Source organism: Psychrobacillus psychrodurans (genome assembly GCF_050209195.1).
In the GTDB taxonomy this organism is placed as follows: Bacteria; Bacillota; Bacilli; order Bacillales_A; family Planococcaceae; genus Psychrobacillus; species Psychrobacillus psychrodurans.
The window spans coordinates 1,353,990-1,372,210 of the sequence record NZ_CP189791.1 but is presented as its reverse complement, the minus strand read 5'-3'; the positions used below and the strand labels follow the sequence as shown (position 1 = coordinate 1,372,210).

The window sequence follows — 18,221 nt, the reverse complement described above, 5'->3', positions numbered from 1 at the left end:
CACTTCCTTTTTACTTTATCAAACCAATTTCATTGAGTGGCCAAAAAACAATATTTGTATTTCCAATAACTTCATCAATTTTAACCAAGCCAATATGTCGACTATCTTTACTATATCTTCGATTATCTCCCATTACAAAAATATAACCTTCAGGGATTTCTGGTTTCTGAGTAATCTCTTCTAAAGTGAAATCATCTGTAAGAGTACCTTCTGTTATTTCACTTTTGTATTGATCTAAATATGGTTCTTCCATAGCTTCTCCATTTACATATAACTGATCATTTTTATACTCTACATGATCACCAGGGAGCCCAATTACACGTTTTATATAATTTTTTTGCTCTGGGGCATGAAATACTACTATGTCATAACGATCTGGTTCACCAACCATATAGCCTATTTTGTTGACAACCATGCGATCCCCATTTTTTAAAGTAGGCATCATTGATTCTCCGTCTACTACGATAGGTGTAAATAAAAAGAAGCGAATTATTGCTGCTAGTCCAAAAGCAATTAATAGAGCTTTTGACCACTCCCATAATTCATTCTTTTCTTTTTTTACTTGTTCCATCAACTTGCCCCCTTTGGTTATTGTCTTTATTGTACAAGGAAATCTCTTTTCAAGCAAAAACAATTGTCCACTTTTCTTGTTGTTTACGTGATTTGTTTATATGAACTAAATAGAAAATAGCCTTTTAATGAATCTATTATGATCATCTGATATAAATGCCATTATTCTAAAATATTTGTTAACAAATCATATTAAATATTTCTTATGAATTAACTCGGACATAATTATAATAAAAAATGTTGTAGCAAAAGTGTAAACACCTTTACTACAACATTTACTTTTGCTATTAACGACGCTCTTTAATACGAGCTGCTTTACCACGTAGGTCACGTAAGTAGTACAATTTAGCACGACGAACTTTACCACGACGGATAACTTCTAAGTTTGCAATTTTTGGTGTGTGTACAGGGAATGTACGTTCAACACCAACACCGGATGAAATTTTACGAACTGTAAAAGTTTCGCTAATTCCGCCACCACGACGTTTAATTACAACACCTTCGTACATTTGGATACGTTCGCGAGTTCCCTCAACAACCTTAACGTGAACACGAACTGTGTCCCCAGGACGGAATGTTGGAAGGTCTGAACGTAATTGTTCTTTAGTGATTTCTGAAATAATGTTTTGCATCATTTTCTCTCCTTCTGTAGAATGCTCTTACACACAGTTGCTGTTGCAGCGGAACACCCAAAATCAGTACTTTTCATAAAAGCACATAGTAAAATATAACACAACTAATTATTGGATGCAATAATTATTAGAAATTTACTATCCTTTTATTTCTTTTAATAAACGCTCCTCGTCGGAAGTTAGTTCAATCCGCTCCAATAAATCTGGCCTTCGCATGAATGTTCTTTTTAATGATTCTTCTTTGCGCCACTTTTCAATTGCTGCATGGTTTCCAGACATTAAAACATCTGGAACTGTATGACCTCTGAATTCGACTGGACGAGTATAATGGGGATGCTCTAGCAAACCAGTGGAAAAGGAATCTTTCTCATGCGATTCTGCATTACCCAAGACATTAGGCAATAATCTCACAACACTATCCACCACCGTCATGGCTGCAAGCTCGCCACCTGTTAAAACAAAATCTCCAATAGAAATTTCGTCTGTCACTAAGTGCTCTCGAATTCGTTCATCATAGCCTTCGTAGTGACCACAAATAAAAACAAGCTCTTCTTCCCGTGCTAGTTCTTCCGCTTTTTTCTGCGTAAAACGTTCTCCCTGAGGACACAAAAGGATAATGCGTCTACTTGGTCCTTTACTTGGCGGAAGAGCCTCTATGGCATTAAAAATAGGTTCTGGCTTTAACACCATCCCTGCACCACCGCCATATGGATAGTCGTCCACTTGATGATGTTTGTTACCTGAGTAATCCCTAAAATTTACTACATTAATCGTTGCTTCATTCTTTTCTTGGGCCTTTTTCAAAATCGATGAATTAAATACACCAGTAAACATTTCTGGAAAAAGAGAAAGAATGTGAATGTTCATCATGATAACAGACCATCCAATACTTCTATTTTGATTTTTTTATTTTCAATATCAATTGATTTCACTACGTCTTCAATATAAGGAATATAGTGGTCTTTTTTTCCTTTTTCGGGTCTCACAGCCCAAACATCGTTGGCGCCAGTTTGAATTATTTCTGTTATAGTTCCAATAATTTCACCTTCAGTAGATTCTACTGTACAACCTATAATTTCGTGAAAATAGAACTCATTTTCTTCTAACTCTGAAAGGTATTTTTCAGAAACCTTTAAAATTGCGTTTTTAAATGCTTCTACATCCTTCAACAATGAGTATCCTTCAAAAGTTAATAAATCAAAATTCTTATGTCGACGATGACTCGCTACTTTAACAATAATTGGTTTAGAACCATCTGCTTTATGTAACGCTAGTTCGCTTCCAACTTCATAGCGTTCGTCAGCAAAGTCTGTTGTAGAGATTACTCGAACCTCTCCCCAAATACCGTGTGTATTTACTATCTTACCTACATTAAACCATTCCATTAAGATTACCTCCTAGTAAGAAAACCGGGTAAAAAAAGACGCCCGGACCTTTAAAAATAAAAATGTAGATATGTCATTGATTTCCGCTCCGAGCGGACACTTTCCGTGGGCACGGCTTCAGCCGCTTCCTTCGCTTTCGCTCAGTCCAGGGTCTTCATCTCGCGCTTTTCCCACTGGAGTCGCCGCTCTGCGCTCCAATCAATTAAATCCACTTAATATGTTTGGCTAACTAGTATAAAATCACCTAAGTACACATGTTTTATCTTAAAACAAGTAAAGAAATAAGGGACTTAGGAAAAAGAAGATCCACTTTCTACATTCTTCTTTACAAAATAGTAGCTCAGTTCAACAGACGATTTTATCCCTATATTACCCTGACTAAATTTATTATCCAAGCGATAGACTATGCAAAATCTTATAGTGCAGTACTATTCACTTAATTGATTGTAGTGAAATGTGGCGACTCCAGCGGGATAAGCGACAAAGTCGAGACTCCACTAAGAAGAATCGTAGCGCCTGACTGAGGAGGCTCGACCTCGCCCGCGGATGCCGACAGGATGTTGGTCACAAAGACTTTGCCACAAGACGTGGCGCACTTAGCCTTTGTTCTCCACTTGTAACGCTAATCAGTAGTATTATTTATTCATTCTTTCACCCTTAAACACAGTGTACACGGTACAATTTTATATACCTTCTTAATCTTTTAGAAATGCGCAGGCGCCTAGGTCAGCCCTGACAACGTTCTTCTGTGACGAGCTTTACGTAAAATCCTGAAGCAACTCAGGTGGACTAGGCGCTGGAGCTAGACATCTGAGTATAATGTTTTCATAACTATCAAAAAAGGAAGAACAAATTGTTCTCCCTTTAATCTAATATGTCGACATATGTTTTTTTCTTTTGGTGACTGCCTGCTGCTGAGTAAACAATTGTACGAATTGCTTTCGCGACACGCCCTTGTTTGCCAATTACTTTCCCCATATCTTCAGGATGAACAGAAAGTTTATAAACTATACGGTTTATACTTTCTTCTTTTTCAACCTTTACATTTTCTGGATAATCAACTATCGGTTTAACGATTGCTTCGATCAGCTGCTTCACATTGTCCCCTCCGATTATTTGCCGAGTTTTGCGTTATGGAATTTTTCCATAATTCCTTGTTCTGAGAACAAGTTACGTACTGTATCAGATGGTTTCGCACCGTCTTGAAGCCATTTTAACGCTAATTCTTCGTTAATTTTAACTTCAGCTGGTTTAGTAAGTGGGTTGTAAGTACCTACTGTTTCAATTTGACGACCATCACGTGGTGAGCGAGAGTCTGCTACTACAATACGATAGAAAGGAGATTTTTTTGCTCCCATACGTTTTAAACGAATTTTAACTGCCATTTTCATTGCACCTCCGAATAGTTTCACACAAGATAGTATATTATCAAGGTTTTATTTGTTTGTAAAGTGTTTTTTCTTAACACCCTGTTTTTTTTAGTAAAACTCTACTTAAACAACGAGTCTAGACCTGGCATTTTCATCTTTTTCTTGCCTTTTTGTTGCATGTTGGTCATTTGTTTCATCATTTTTTTCATGTCTTCGAATTGTTTCAGTAATCTATTTATATCTTGAATAGATGTACCAGATCCTTTAGCAATTCTCTTTTTTCTTGGTCCATTAATAATCTCAGGAGTTGTTTTTTCTTGCGTTGTCATAGAATAAATGATGGCTTCTACACGATCCATCTGTTTTTCATCCACCTTCGCATTTTCCAATCCTTTGATTTTGCCTGCACCTGGTAGCATTTTTAGAATTTCATCTAAAGGTCCCATCTGTTTCACTTGACCAATTTGTTCTAAGAAATCATCGAATGTAAAACTCTGCGTGCGGAATTTTTCTTCTAATTCCTTCGCTCTTTCTTCATCGACATTTGCCTGAGCTTTTTCTATAAGTGACATCATATCGCCCATACCTAAAATTCGAGAAGCCATTCGTTCAGGGTGGAATGGCTCTAATGCATCCATTTTTTCACCCATCCCGACAAATTTAATCGGTTTTTGAGTAACAGAGCGAATAGATAATGCAGCACCACCGCGTGTATCTCCATCTAGCTTCGTTAAAACGACACCCGTAATACCTATAGCATCATTAAAGTTGTTCGCAACATTGACTGCATCTTGACCTGTCATTGCATCTACAACTAAAAACACCTCATCAGGCTCTTTGATTGCACGGATATCCTTTAATTCCTGCATAAGTGTCTCATCAATATGAAGACGCCCTGCAGTATCTATAATAACTACATCGTGATGTTCTTCTTTTGCTTGCTCCATAGCCTGTTTGACTATTTCAACAGGAGAAATATCTGTCCCTAATGCAAACACAGGTAATGATAGCTGTTTCCCAATAGTTTGTAACTGTTGGACTGCCGCTGGTCTATAGATATCGGCAGCAACTAATAGAGGCTTTTTATTATACTTTTTACGTAGAATATTGGCCAATTTACCCGTAGTTGTTGTTTTCCCCGCACCTTGCAAACCGACCATCATAATAACTGTCGGGGGTCTAGTAGAGAAAGAAATTTGACTTTGCTCTCCACCCATAAGTTCAGTCAATTCATCTTTAACGATTTTAACAACCTGTTGTCCTGGTGTTAAACTTTTCATCACGTCTTGCCCAACGGCACGATCCGATACATTTTTGACAAATTCTTTTACTACTTTTAAGTTAACGTCTGCTTCAAGAAGTGCATATCGAACTTCTCTCATCATTTCTTTTACATCGGCTTCAGAAACTTTCCCCTTACCTTTTATTTTCTGAAGTGTGCCTTGGAGTCGCTCAGCTAACCCTTCAAATGCCATGCTCGTTCGCCTCCTAATCCCATTCTTTTAATTGATTAATGAGTTGAATCAGTTCTTTTTCAGATGATTGATCTTTTACAAGAGAAAGCAGTTGTTCCACAGTTTCTTGTCTACGTTGAAATTTAGAAAACAGACTAAGCTTTTCCTCATACTCTTCCAACATAGCTTCAGTTCGGCGTATGTTATCATATACCGCTTGCCTAGAAATAGTATATTCTTCTGCAATTTCTCCAAGAGATAGATCGTCTAAATAATAAAGCTGCATATAGCTTCTTTGTTTATCTGTTAATAAAGCCTGGTAAAAATCGAAGAGAAAATTCATGCGAGTTGTTTTTTCAATCATTCCCATCTCTCCTTACCATTTCACTTGTCATACTATATTTTAGTAAGAGAAGAGACAACTGTCAAGTAAAATTACTTGTCTGACTCTTCCGCGTCTTCTAAATCCAATCCATCAGCAAAAAGTCCGTATACGTACTTCTCAGCATCAAATGGTTGTAAATCATCCATTTTTTCCCCTAGTCCAACAAATTTAACTGGGATATGAAGTTTATTGCGTATAGCAAGCACTATACCACCTTTTGCAGTACCGTCTAGCTTAGTTAAGACTATTCCCGTCACATTTGTTACTTCTTTAAATGTCTGTGCCTGAACAAGTGCATTTTGTCCAGTAGTAGCATCAAGAGCTAATAGCACTTCATGTGGAGCATCAGGTATCTCACGAGAAATTACCCTATGAATTTTTTCAAGCTCATTCATTAAGTTAACTTTGTTTTGTAATCTCCCCGCAGTATCACAGATCAACACATCCACATTGCGAGATTTAGCCGCTCTTACAGCATCATACATAACAGCTGCGGGATCAGAGCCTTCAGACTGCTTAATGACTTCGACTCCTACTCTATCTCCCCAGACTTGAAGCTGATCAATTGCACCAGCACGGAAAGTATCCCCCGCTGCTAACATGACATTTTTGCCTTCTTCCTCTTTTAGTCTATGAGCTAACTTTCCAATAGTTGTTGTTTTACCAACCCCATTTACTCCGACAAACAAAATTACAGACAATCCACTTTCTTCTAGTTGAAGTTCTGCTATATCGTCTTCTCCAGCTTTATAAATTTCTACTAATTTCTCAGAAATAACCGATTGAATTCCAGAAGTATTTTTAATATTTTTGCGTTGTACCTCAAATCTTAAAGAATCCATCAGTTCTGTAACAGTTTCAAAACCTACATCTGCTTGAAGTAAAATTTCCTCAAGTTCCTCAAAAAAGTCTTCGTCCACTTTACGGTATTTGGCAACTAAATCATTAACCTTTGACGTAAATTGGTTCCTTGTTTTGGAAAGACCTTCCTTGAACTTATTGGTAATCGAAACTGTTTCTTCCACTTCTGGAGTAGAACCTAACATTTTCTCTTTGAATTTTTTAAAAAAGCTCATATATAAACTCCTTTTAAGTTACTAGTTCCGCTTCTAATTTAACAGAAACTAATTTAGATATACCAGATTCCTGCATTGTAATACCATACAGGACATCTGCACCTTCCATTGTTCCCTTACGATGTGTAATAACGATAAACTGCGTATTATGACTGAATTTCTTCAAATAATCGCTATAACGAGTTACATTTGCCTCATCTAGAGCTGCTTCCACTTCATCCAAAATACAAAATGGAACCGGGCGTGTACGTAGAATAGAAAATAATAACGCAATGGCAGTAAGTGCTCGTTCTCCACCAGATAATAAAGAAAGATTTTGGAGTTTTTTTCCTGGAGGTTGGGCAAGAATATCAATACCCGTCTCAAGTAACGAAGTGGGATCAGTTAATACTAAATCTGCCTGCCCACCACCAAACAATTCTCGGAACACCACTTTGAAATGACGTTGAATTTCATTGAAGGTTGTTTCAAAACGAATTGTCATTTCCTCATCCATTTCTTTAATAACCTCATGTAATGTTTCTTGAGCAGATAATAGATCTTCTCTTTGTTCTGTCAAGAATGAGTGGCGCTCGCTAACTTGTTCATATTCCTGAATCGAACTAAGATTGATAGGACCTAACTCTTCAATAGATCGTTTCAATAATTTAACCTTTTTACGGGCTAAATCCTCATCCATCTCAAATGGATAATCCCGCTCTGCATCTACCAATATCATTTCATAAGTTTCTTCTAAATGATTTTGTAACGTTCTCATTTCTACTTCTATTTTACCCTGCTTTATATCTAATGCACGTTCTTCCGTAAGTTGAACATTCGCTTGTTGTTGCAGCTGTTTCAATGCAATTTCTGCTTGTAAAATTGTTTGTGCAAGTTCTGCACGCTGAGTTTTACCAGATTGAATTTGGACGATTAAATGTTCTTTTGTCTGTTTGCGTTGATCTATTAGTTTCATTAGTTCTTCAGGAGATGTACCACCCTGGTCATCATTTTCATACCAAGCGATTTCCTTCTGCAATGTTGCCACTTTTTGTATACTCGCTACGCTAGATTGATCTAATAAAACCTTTTCTTTGTCTTGTTGAGAAATTTGTTCATTGACCACCGCGATAGAAGAAAGTATTTCACCTAATTCATTTTGGAATTTATCTTTTTCTTGTAGGGATTGTTGTTTCAATGTTTGCAATTCGTCGATTGTCTTCTGAATAGAAGTCAAGGATTCGTTAATCTCTGCGCTTCTGGAAGCAGTTTGCTCTTTTTTCCGAACTAAGCCTTCATGTAGATTATTCTTTTCTGTTTTTTCTTCATCGTATTCCAACAACTGATTCGTCAATCTAGAAATTATAGCAGCACATTCTCTGGATTCTGAGAGTAGTTTATGTTCTAGCTCTCTCAATTGCTCACCGGAGAGTCGAGTTTCTTCTAAATCTTTTTTCAATTCTTGAACTTCTTGCTTTCTTTTGGAAACAGAAACTTCTGCTTCCAAAACAGATTTTTCTAGTTCCACTAGTTTTACATTAAGTTGCTCTAGCTCTGCTTTACGTGTAAATAAAGATGATTGCTGTTTAACTGAACCTCCTGTTAAAGAACCTCCAGCATTCACTACATCCCCATCTAGAGTAACGAAACGGAATTTATATTGTAATCGGGCAGCCATTTCATTGGCACCTTTTAAATCTTTGGCAATAATGATATTTCCAAGTAAATTTTCTACAATAATTTGATAACCACCTAAATAGTTTACAAGTTTATCCGCTGTATTCACAAAAGACGGATGTTCCTTAATAGAATTTAGTGTAGATTCGTTTATTTTACGAGATTTCATAACCTGTAAAGGCAGAAATGTTGCTCGTCCCACTCTTTTCTTTTTTAACCAATCTATTGCAATTCGAGCATCCTGACTACTATCCGTAATTATATGCTGAGATTGGGGACCAATTGCAGTATCAATTGCAGTCATATACGATTCTGGTATTTGAATTAGCTCGGCAACTGCACCGTGAATTCCTTTTAGTTCCTTTTTATCTCGCGCAATAAGAACCTCTTTAACTCCTTGGAAAAACCCTGAAAACTCAGATTCTAACTCTTCCAATGAATCTCTTCTAGCTTGCATTTGATGTTTCATTTGATAGGCTTTTTGAAGCATTGTTTGCTGTTCTTCAAAAGAACCTTCCAGTCGTTCTGAAACTTCTCGTTTGGTTTTATAATCCGCAAGTTTTTGTTGTAGATCCTTTTGACAATTTACCAATAATGGATCTAGTTCATTTTTGCGGATTGTTAGTTTTTCTAATTCGTCTTTGATTTCCTGATAATCTGCAGTCATTCTTTCAGAAGAAACTAATTCAAATTGAAGTTGCTGCTCCATATGCTTCATTTCGTTTTTCATCGTTGCTTCTTCATTCAGCAAATCGATATACGTACTTTTTAAATCTTCAATTTCTTCTTCCATTTCGGAAGCTGATTTACTCAAAACATGATCGATTTGAACTTTCTTAGTACGAAGCTCTTTGAGTTGAGCTAGTTTTTCAGATTTAGCTAAACCATTAGTTTTCAATTGCTCTTCTAGTGTTTGGACTTTATATTGTTCCTCTTCCAGAGCTTTTTTCAACTGCGATATTTGCTGACTAGCATTTTGCTTTTTCTCTGCCAAAAGTAATTTTCTACCTTCTAACCGTTCTAGCTCAGAACTAGACTCTACAAGTTCGCTTTGCTCTATATCTAACTTTCCATCAATATCAGACATCAGTTTTCTATGTTGTTGAATATTTTTTTCCAACTCATCAATTTGTACTAGCAAAGACTGTTTGATTTGCTGAAGTTCTTCTAATTTTGTTTGTAACTCCATATTTTCTTGAACATATAATCTTAAGTCGTGGGCAATTACCGCGATTTCAATATCCTTTAGCTCCGCTGACATCATTAAATAATCAGAAGCCAAAGAAGACTGGATTTGTAGAGGCTCCATTCGACCATCTAATTCATGTAAAATATCAAGCACGCGATTTAAATTATCATCTGTTTCGATCAGCTTGAATTCAGCTTTCTTTTTACGTTGCTTATACTTTAGAACACCCGCAGTTTCCTCAAAAATGGTCCGACGATCTTCTGGTCTACTATTTAATATTTCATCAACTCGTCCTTGAGAAATAATAGAAAAAGCTTCTTTTCCAAGTCCCGAGTCCATAAATAAATCGGTAATATCCTTTAGTCTACATGTTTGTTTGTTTAACAAATATTCACTGTCTCCCGAACGAAACACCCTTCTAGTCACACTAATTTCCGCAAAATCAAGAGCAACCCGTTGATCTGCGTTATCTAATATCAAGGTCACTTCTGCAAAGTTCAAAGCTTTTCTAGAATCACTTCCAGCAAAAATGACATCTTCCATTTTTGCACCTCGAAGGGATTTAGCAGATTGCTCACCTAATACCCATCTAATTGCGTCTGTAACATTACTTTTCCCACTACCATTCGGTCCTACTACTGCAGTTACTCCAGGAACAAAATCAATTCCTATACGATCTGCAAATGACTTAAATCCAACTATTTCCAATCTTTTAAGGAACAATGATTATTCCTCCCGTTCTGAATCCCTAAAATAGAGTATGGCTAGCCTTGCAGCTTGTTGTTCTGCCTCTTTTTTGGAACGACCATTTCCTATACCCAGTTCTTTAGTGTTTAAAATAACCCGAGAAACAAAAGTTCGATTGTGAGCCGGACCTTTTTCCTCTACAATTTCATAGCTTAACGTACCATTATTTTGTTGTTGAATAATTTCTTGTAATTGACTTTTATAATCCATCACATGCGAAAAAGCACCGAGTTCGATTTTAGGGAAAACAATTTTTTCTAAAAACTCTATCACTGTTTCTAATCCCTGATCTAAGTATAAAGCACCGATAAAAGCTTCAAAAACGTCTGCTAGAAGCGCAGGTCTTTCACGACCACCTGTCAGTTCCTCCCCTTTTCCTAACAATACATATTTGCCGAAGTTTAACTCATTAGCAAATAATACAAGTGATGGCTCACAAACAATTGCTGCTCGAAGTTTAGTTAACTCTCCTTCACTCATACCTGTATACTGTTGAAATAAATATTGAGAAACAGACAGCTCCAACACCGCGTCTCCAAGGAATTCTAATCGTTCGTTATCGGCAAAAAATTTCCGTCGATGCTCATTCACATAAGATGAATGGGTAAAGGCTTGATACAATAATGTTGAGTTTTGAAACCTAATCTGAAAATGCTCCTGGAACTGTTCAAATTGTTCTTTTACAGTTTCCGAAAAAACTGACTTACGTGTAATATTTTTTTTGCGATTTACTTTCATGAATTATCTGCCTTTCTCACTTATCATATGTCCTTCTAAGTTTACCCGTTTCTAAACTAATGTGCAAAAAGAAATAGAGACGTTCTGTACTATTCGCACGGAATAAGTAGAACGTCTCTGCTACTATTAGATTTTATGTAGTAATCTCCAGAAAAGCGCAAGTGCCTATATTAGCCCTAAAAGCACTGGAAGGATTTCGAATGAAGGCTTACTTGGCTTTAACGAAATCCTGAAGCAACTCGAAGGTCTAGGCACTGGAGCTGGACACTTCATAAAATTTAACCTTGTTTGCTTTCAATATACTTAACTGCACTACCTACAGTTGAAATTTGTTCAGCATCTTCATCTGAAATTTCCATATCGAATTCATCTTCTAATTCCATTACTAATTCTACCACATCTAGTGAATCTGCACCTAAATCTTCACGAAAAGATGCTTCTAATTTCACTTCGCTCTCATCTACTCCTAGACGATCAACGATTACTTTTGTTACGCGTTCTAAAACTGTTGACACATTAGTCACCTCCCCTCAATGATTATACAAAATCCTGCAATTTAATGAAAGAGTCACTGTAATTTAAACCCTTGTTAAACACTACTATTCTTTTCCGTTGTAGGCGGACCCTTAACCTTAATTTTAATGTAGCGGTAAACACGATAAATAAGTAAAGTTATATAAAACTCAATCTAGGCACCTTTTGGAATAGAGATCTTACATATACATTCCGCCATTAACATGAATTGTTTGACCTGTTATATAATTTGCGTCTTCTGAGGCTAAAAATGCAACTGCCTTAGCAACATCCAATGGATTCCCAAACTTAGCCAGAGGAATCTGACTAAGCATTTGAGACTTAATATCCTCTGGCAAGGCATCTGTCATATCTGTTGTAATAAATCCTGGAGCAACCGAGTTCACAGTGATATTACGACTTGCCAATTCTTTTGCAGATGACTTTGTTAAACCAATAACACCTGCTTTTGCAGCGACATAATTTGCCTGCCCTGCATTACCAGATACACCGACAATGGAAGTGATATTTATGATTCGGCCAGCACGTTGTTTCATCATTTGTCTTGTGACAGCTTTTGTACATAGAAAAACACCTTTTAAGTTCGTATTAAGCACATCATCCCACTCTTGCTCCTTCATACGCATAAGAAGATTATCTCGAGTGATACCAGCATTATTCACTAAAATATCTACAGAACCGTATTGTTCTATAGTTGAACTTATTAGATTTTGAACATCATCTGATTGGTCGACATTCGCTTGAATTGCAAATGCCTCTCCACCAGTTGCCTTAATCTCTTCTACAACTGCATCCGCTCTATCTTTACTACCACTATAGTTTACAGCTACCATTGCTCCTTCTTTTGCTAAATATAGAGCAATATCTCTCCCTATCCCACGAGAGGCACCAGTTACAATTGCAGATTTACCATCTAATTTACCCATTTTGTGCATCTCCTAACTCTGTAATAACTTGCTGTAACGTCACTTCATCATACACACAATAAGTAGTTACAGATCGATCAATTTTTTTCACTAAACCACTTAATACTTTTCCAGGACCACATTCCACAAAGACTGTAGTTCCTTGCGCAATCATTTGTCGAATTGATTCTTCCCAGCGAACAGGTGAATACAGTTGTTCTACAAGCAAATTTTTAATATGACTAGCATCTGTAACCGGTTCAGCAGTTACATTGGAAATCACAGGTATAGAAGCTTGTCGTAATTCGACCGCTGAAATAGCGGCGTCTAATTGCTCCGCTGCAGGTCTCATTAATTCGGAGTGGAATGGACCACTAACAACTAAAGGAATTGCTCTTTTTGCACCAGCTTCTTTTGCTTTACTAGAAGCCAATTCTACTCCAGAAGCGGTACCCGAAATAACAATTTGCCCAGGACAATTTAAGTTAGCTATTTGGACAACCTCACCATTTGCTGAAACAAAATCAGTGACAGCTGACAATTCTTCTCTGCCCAATCCTAGTATTGCAGCCATTGCGCCTTCTCCTGCTGGCACTGCCTCGTTCATATATAATCCTCTTTGATGAACCAATAAAACAGCTTCCTCAAAGCTTAGAACATTTGATGCAACAAGGGCAGAATATTCGCCTAAACTATGACCAGCAGTGAAATGCGGAATAATTCCAGCTTGTTTTAGTTTGTATGCAACCATTGAACTTGTAGTTAGCAATGCTGGCTGTGCATTATAAGTTTTAGTAAGTTCCTCAGCAGGTCCATGTAACATAAGCTCACTCAAAGAAAATCCTAATACCTCATTTGCCCGCTCATAGAAAGTACGGCATTCTTCATTATTCTCTACTAATTGTTGACCCATCCCTACTGATTGAGATCCTTGTCCAGGAAAGATAAAAGCTATTTTAGTCATTGGATGATTCCTTTCTTAATGTGGTAGAAATGATGTCTGCAACATTATGCTCCACCATTGTTCGAGCCTGTCTTATTGCATGATAGATTGCACGACCGTTTGAAGACCCATGAGCTTTAATAACAGGATTCTTTAGTCCGAATAAACCTGCACCACCATATTCAGAGTAATCTAGGGTATTTTTTAATCCTTTAAGTTCACTTTTAACCAATAAAGCAGAAATTTTCGTTTTAGCAGATGTATTAAAAGCTTCCTTCAATAAAGTAAATATACCCGAAGCAGTACCTTCAATCGTTTTAAGTACCATATTACCAGTAAAACCATCTGTTACAACAACGTCTGCTACTCCAGTAAGTAAATCTCGAGATTCAACATTGCCTATGAAATTGATCGGGGCGTCTTTTAAGAGAGTATATGTCGCTTTAGTTAGCTCGTTCCCTTTAATATCTTCCGTCCCAATGTTCAACAGCCCAACACGAGGATTTGAAATTCCTCGAACTTTCTCAGCATATATACTACCCATAACCGCAAACTGCTCTAAATGCTCTGGTTTAGCATCCGCATTAGCCCCTAAATCTAACATTACAAATCCTTTGCCATCTAGTGTAGGTAAAGTAGGTGCTAAAGCAGGTCGATCTACTTGGTCGATTCGACCAACTATAAATAATCCTGCTGCCATTAAAGCGCCAGTATTCCCGGCTGACACACATGCATTCGAATTTCCATTTTTCACGGATTCCGCCATTTTAACCAGGGAGGAATTTTTCTTTCTTCTAATTGCACGAACGGGTTCATCCGTTCCTTCAATTACTTCATCTGTATGTATAACCGTTAAACGTTCATGATGTTTGATTAAAGAAGCAAGCTTTTCCTTATCACCATATAGTTGAATTTCTACATCAGTGAACGCATCTAATGCCTCATAAACACCCTTTACAATTTCGTGGGGAGCATTGTCGCCGCCCATTGCATCTATTGAAATTTTCATTTTTTATCACCTTTTTTATGACATCGTAACTCTGTACATACTAAATTGACCTACGAAAACCGTCTCATTTTCAACTTTGCTAGTTACCTCTATTATCGTACTATTCTTTTCGGCATCACTATTTGATACTACCGCTTTTGCAATTACACGATCACCTGCTTTGACAGGTTTGACAAAAGTAAGGTTAGACTTTCGAGTAAGTGCAAGATCGTCATTTATAACCGCAACAGCCAGTGAATTTGCCTGGGCAAATAAATGGTGTCCTCTTGCTATACCATTTCTAGCGAATACATGATCTTTTGTAATATCCAATATCGAAATGGCTTGCTTATCAAGATCTATATCTATGATTTCTCCAATTACTTCATCAATTGGAAGGGATTTGACCTCTTCTTCAAAGTTATGAGCAGCTACAGATTTAATACGTTCCCGCAATTCTGGAATAGATAATTCCATTCTATCCAATCGAATAGTTTGAACGCTCACTTTGAAAGTAGAGGCTAAATTTTCATCTGTAATAAACGGATTTTTCTCTAGCGTCTCTAGAAGTAATTTCTGCCTATCTTTTTTGGAGTATTTCATTTCTTCACCACCATTTTAGCACTTGGTACTAATATCAGTATATAAATATTAAAAAAAGAATGCAAGAATTGATTCAAAATCATTCTTACATTCTCTTTAATCAATTCGTTCACCGTCCATAGCTTTTGAATTGATTAGTATATCCCTAAGCAAGGTCATTTCATCAGAATTCCAAAATTCTTCAGAGTCTAATAACCTCTCTGCATCTACCTTAGCAGTATTCAAAGCCCTGTAATCGTGTACAAGATCTGCTACTTTAAACTCTGGAAGCCCACTTTGCTTTTTCCCGAAAAAGTCGCCAGCTCCTCGAAGCTCTAAATCTTTTTCTGCTAGGACAAATCCATCGTTTGTCTCGGTCATGGAAATCATTCGCTCTTTTCCTTCTTCGGACTTTGGATCAGCTAGCAATATACAATACGATTGATATTCACCTCGACCAACTCGCCCACGCAATTGATGAAGCTGAGCTAATCCAAATCGTTCTGCATCGAAAATAATCATAAATGTTGCATTAGGAACATTCACGCCAACCTCTACAACAGTAGTGGAAACTAATACTTGGATGCCGCCTTCTGAGAAATCTCTCATTACTGCTTCTTTCTCATCCGAATGGAGTCTTCCATGCATTAATCCAACTGTAGAGTTACCCTTCAGTTCCTCAGACATCATATTATACACATCCACTGCATTTTGGACATCGAGCTTTTCAGACTCCTCGATTAAGGGACAAATTATATAAGCTTGTCTCCCAGCGGCCAGTTCATTTTTTAATCGAGCTATTAGTTTATTTAACTGATCAGGCTTCATCCAATGAGTTTCTATTTTCTTACGACCTGCAGGCATTTCGTCAATAATGGAAACATCCATTTCACCAAAAGCCGTAATTGCTAAAGTACGAGGTATAGGAGTCGCAGTCATAAATAGGACGTCTGGATTTTCACCTTTATCTTTTAGGACTCTCCGCTGCTCCACTCCAAATCGATGTTGCTCATCTGTTATAACTAGACCAAGCCTTTTAAATTCAACATCTGGTTGAATTAATGCGTGTGTACCTATCAAAAGATCTATAGTCCCAGCTTCAAGATTTTCTAATACTGCTCTTCTTGCTTTAGCTTTTGTAGAACCTGTCAGCAATGCAATTCTCACACCCACTGGAGATAGCCATTCATCAAGCGAGCTTGCATGTTGCTCAGCTAATATTTCTGTCGGTGCCATTAGCGCTCCTTGATACCCTGCTGTAATAACTGCATATAGGCAAATAGCAGCGACTATTGTTTTCCCGGATCCAACATCTCCCTGTAGAAGGCGGTTCATACGATGAGGTTCACGCAAGTCTCGACATATTTCATTTACTACTCTTTTTTGAGCACTTGTCAGTTCATAAGGTAAAGTTTCTATTAACTTTTTAACTAAGTCATTATGGAAGGCAATCCCATTTCCGACGTTTTGTTCTTTTCGCACCTTTTTTATAGCCTGCATTTTCAATTGAAAAACTAGTAATTCCTCATATACAAAGCGTCTTCTCGCATCTTTAGAATGCTCCGCGTCTAGTGGGAAATGAATACCTTCTAAAGCATCTGATATACCTGGTAAACGATATGGTACTCGAATAGACTCTGGTAATGGATCTACTAGGGATCCCTTCATTTGAGTTAATGCTTGCCTCATAAATTTTCGAAATGTTTTTTGATTGATTGAACCTTTAAGAGAATACACCGGTTCAAAATCCTGTAAGTCTGTTTTTGGACCAATCGAAAAAGTGGAGACATTAATAACCTGTCTTCCTCGATCCCATTTTCCTGTGACTGTTACAATTGAACCAGGAATAATTTTATCTTTTAAATAACCTTGATTAAATAATACAGCTTTTATTAAATGCTGCCCTGCCAGAATACGGACTTGCATTCTGGATTTGTTCTTCCCTAAAAAAAGAAGTGAAGGCTCGCTTTCGACCCTTCCCTCTACCGTAACTCGTTCATTATGCGCTGTTTCTGCTAGGTTCTTCAGCCGGAAATCCTCGTGTCTATATGGAAATGTCATGACTAAATCCTCTAATGTAACAATTCCTAGGTCCTGTAATGCTTTAGCTGTTCCAGTTCCAACTCCTTTTAAAGAAGTAACTAGATCATTCTTACTAGTTTCCACTTCCCACTACTGCCCCACCAAAAATTTTAGCTTCCAACCACTTACCGGTAGGAGTTGCTGCAAGACCACCCTGACCTGTTTCTCTTAGAGAAGCTGGCATCGTCTGTCCAATTTTATACATAGCATCAATTACTTCATCACAAGGAATTCGACTCGTCACACCCGCAAGTGCCATATCGGCTGCAACCAACGAATTAGAAGCACCCATGGCATTTCTTTTCACGCAAGGTACTTCGACTAGTCCAGCTACAGGATCACAAACTAAGCCAAGCATATTTTTTAAGGTTATCGCAAAAGCTTCTGCACATTGAGCAGGAGACCCGCCAGCCATTTCTACTATTGCAGCAGCAGCCATTCCTGATGCTGATCCAACTTCAGCCTGACAACCACCTGCTGCTCCTGAAATAGAAGCATTATTTGCAACTACAAATCCAAACGCACCAGATGTGAACAAGTAACGTATCATTTGCTCTCTGGTAGGATTCAATTTGTTTTTAACCGCAAATAAAGTACCTGGAACTACTCCTGCCGACCCTGCTGTAGGCGTTGCACATATCGTTCCCATAGCAGCATTAACTTCGTTAGTTGCTACAGCTTTGCTTACGGCATCTAACATCAGCTCTCCGGTTAACGTATTACCTTTTTTAAGATAGTTTTGTAGTAGAACAGCATCTCCACCAGTTAGGCCTGAAGTAGATTGAACCCCGCGTAATCCTTTTTCTACAGCTTCTTCCATAACTGTCAAATTACGATCCATTTGAGCCATTATCTCTTCTCTTGAACGATCCGTAATCATTATTTCTTGTTCTATCATTATTTCGGAGATAAGTTTATTTTCCTGGGTTGCTCGCTCCACTAATTCGCGAACGTTACGAAATAGAACTTCCATTTGTATTCCCCC

18 protein-coding genes are annotated in these 18,221 nt (G+C 37.5%); all 18 read right to left on the bottom strand.

The annotated features are described in order from the left end of the window. Positions 1-10: 10 nt before the first annotated feature. On the bottom strand, positions 11-571 hold the full coding sequence (gene lepB, locus ACQCPR_RS06375; protein ID WP_090562632.1) for a signal peptidase I: 561 nt from the start codon (positions 569-571) through the stop codon (positions 11-13). Positions 572-857: 286 nt separating this feature from the next. Continuing rightward, on the bottom strand, positions 858-1,202 hold the full coding sequence (gene rplS, locus ACQCPR_RS06370; protein ID WP_090562635.1) for a 50S ribosomal protein L19: 345 nt from the start codon (positions 1,200-1,202) through the stop codon (positions 858-860). A gap of 138 nt (positions 1,203-1,340) precedes the next feature. After that, positions 1,341-2,069, bottom strand: coding sequence for a tRNA (guanosine(37)-N1)-methyltransferase TrmD (trmD, locus tag ACQCPR_RS06365; protein ID WP_269921484.1), 729 nt, complete (start codon positions 2,067-2,069; stop codon positions 1,341-1,343). Continuing rightward, the gene (gene rimM, locus ACQCPR_RS06360) at positions 2,069-2,587 is read right to left on the bottom strand and encodes a ribosome maturation factor RimM (protein ID WP_090562638.1); all 519 of its coding nucleotides are present in this window, start codon (positions 2,585-2,587) and stop codon (positions 2,069-2,071) included. The genes trmD and rimM overlap by 1 nt, the downstream gene beginning before the upstream one ends. Before the next feature lie 864 nt (positions 2,588-3,451). After that, complete coding sequence (locus tag ACQCPR_RS06355) at positions 3,452-3,685, bottom strand: KH domain-containing protein (RefSeq protein WP_090562641.1); 234 nt, start codon at positions 3,683-3,685, stop codon at positions 3,452-3,454. A gap of 14 nt (positions 3,686-3,699) precedes the next feature. Next, positions 3,700-3,972 (bottom strand): 30S ribosomal protein S16, encoded by a 273-nt coding sequence (gene rpsP / locus ACQCPR_RS06350; RefSeq protein ID WP_053590001.1) that lies wholly within the window; start codon positions 3,970-3,972, stop codon positions 3,700-3,702. Positions 3,973-4,076: 104 nt separating this feature from the next. Then, a complete protein-coding gene (gene ffh / locus ACQCPR_RS06345) occupies positions 4,077-5,432 on the bottom strand; it encodes a signal recognition particle protein (RefSeq protein WP_090562644.1) in 1,356 nt (451 codons plus the stop codon). A 13-nt stretch (positions 5,433-5,445) separates the two neighbouring features. Continuing rightward, positions 5,446-5,775: a putative DNA-binding protein gene (locus ACQCPR_RS06340; protein WP_090562647.1), complete on the bottom strand. Its 330-nt coding sequence runs from the start codon at positions 5,773-5,775 to the stop codon at positions 5,446-5,448. Positions 5,776-5,846: 71 nt separating this feature from the next. Then, entirely contained in the window at positions 5,847-6,872 is a 1,026-nt protein-coding gene (gene ftsY, locus ACQCPR_RS06335; RefSeq protein ID WP_427138528.1) for a signal recognition particle-docking protein FtsY, read from the bottom strand. A gap of 13 nt (positions 6,873-6,885) precedes the next feature. Further along, positions 6,886-10,440 (bottom strand): chromosome segregation protein SMC, encoded by a 3,555-nt coding sequence (gene smc, locus ACQCPR_RS06330; protein ID WP_427138527.1) that lies wholly within the window; start codon positions 10,438-10,440, stop codon positions 6,886-6,888. A 3-nt stretch (positions 10,441-10,443) separates the two neighbouring features. Further along, the gene (gene rnc / locus ACQCPR_RS06325; protein WP_090562656.1) at positions 10,444-11,202 is read right to left on the bottom strand and encodes a ribonuclease III; all 759 of its coding nucleotides are present in this window, start codon (positions 11,200-11,202) and stop codon (positions 10,444-10,446) included. A 278-nt stretch (positions 11,203-11,480) separates the two neighbouring features. Beyond that, entirely contained in the window at positions 11,481-11,717 is a 237-nt protein-coding gene (gene acpP, locus ACQCPR_RS06320; protein ID WP_090562659.1) for an acyl carrier protein, read from the bottom strand. 198 nt (positions 11,718-11,915) lie between these two features. Next, complete coding sequence (gene fabG, locus ACQCPR_RS06315) at positions 11,916-12,662, bottom strand: 3-oxoacyl-[acyl-carrier-protein] reductase (protein ID WP_090562663.1); 747 nt, start codon at positions 12,660-12,662, stop codon at positions 11,916-11,918. Beyond that, the gene (gene fabD / locus ACQCPR_RS06310; protein ID WP_090562666.1) at positions 12,655-13,605 is read right to left on the bottom strand and encodes an ACP S-malonyltransferase; all 951 of its coding nucleotides are present in this window, start codon (positions 13,603-13,605) and stop codon (positions 12,655-12,657) included. The genes fabG and fabD overlap by 8 nt, the downstream gene beginning before the upstream one ends. Beyond that, a complete protein-coding gene (gene plsX / locus ACQCPR_RS06305; RefSeq protein ID WP_090562669.1) occupies positions 13,598-14,593 on the bottom strand; it encodes a phosphate acyltransferase PlsX in 996 nt (331 codons plus the stop codon). The genes fabD and plsX overlap by 8 nt, the downstream gene beginning before the upstream one ends. Positions 14,594-14,608: 15 nt before the next feature. Continuing rightward, positions 14,609-15,175: a transcription factor FapR gene (gene fapR, locus ACQCPR_RS06300; protein ID WP_427138526.1), complete on the bottom strand. Its 567-nt coding sequence runs from the start codon at positions 15,173-15,175 to the stop codon at positions 14,609-14,611. Between the two features lie 96 nt (positions 15,176-15,271). Further along, a complete protein-coding gene (gene recG / locus ACQCPR_RS06295; RefSeq protein ID WP_427138525.1) occupies positions 15,272-17,320 on the bottom strand; it encodes an ATP-dependent DNA helicase RecG in 2,049 nt (682 codons plus the stop codon). Next, positions 17,310-18,209 (bottom strand): L-serine ammonia-lyase, iron-sulfur-dependent, subunit alpha, encoded by a 900-nt coding sequence (gene sdaAA / locus ACQCPR_RS06290; protein WP_090562679.1) that lies wholly within the window; start codon positions 18,207-18,209, stop codon positions 17,310-17,312. Before sdaAA ends, recG begins: the two co-directional genes overlap by 11 nt. Positions 18,210-18,221: the final 12 nt, after the last annotated feature.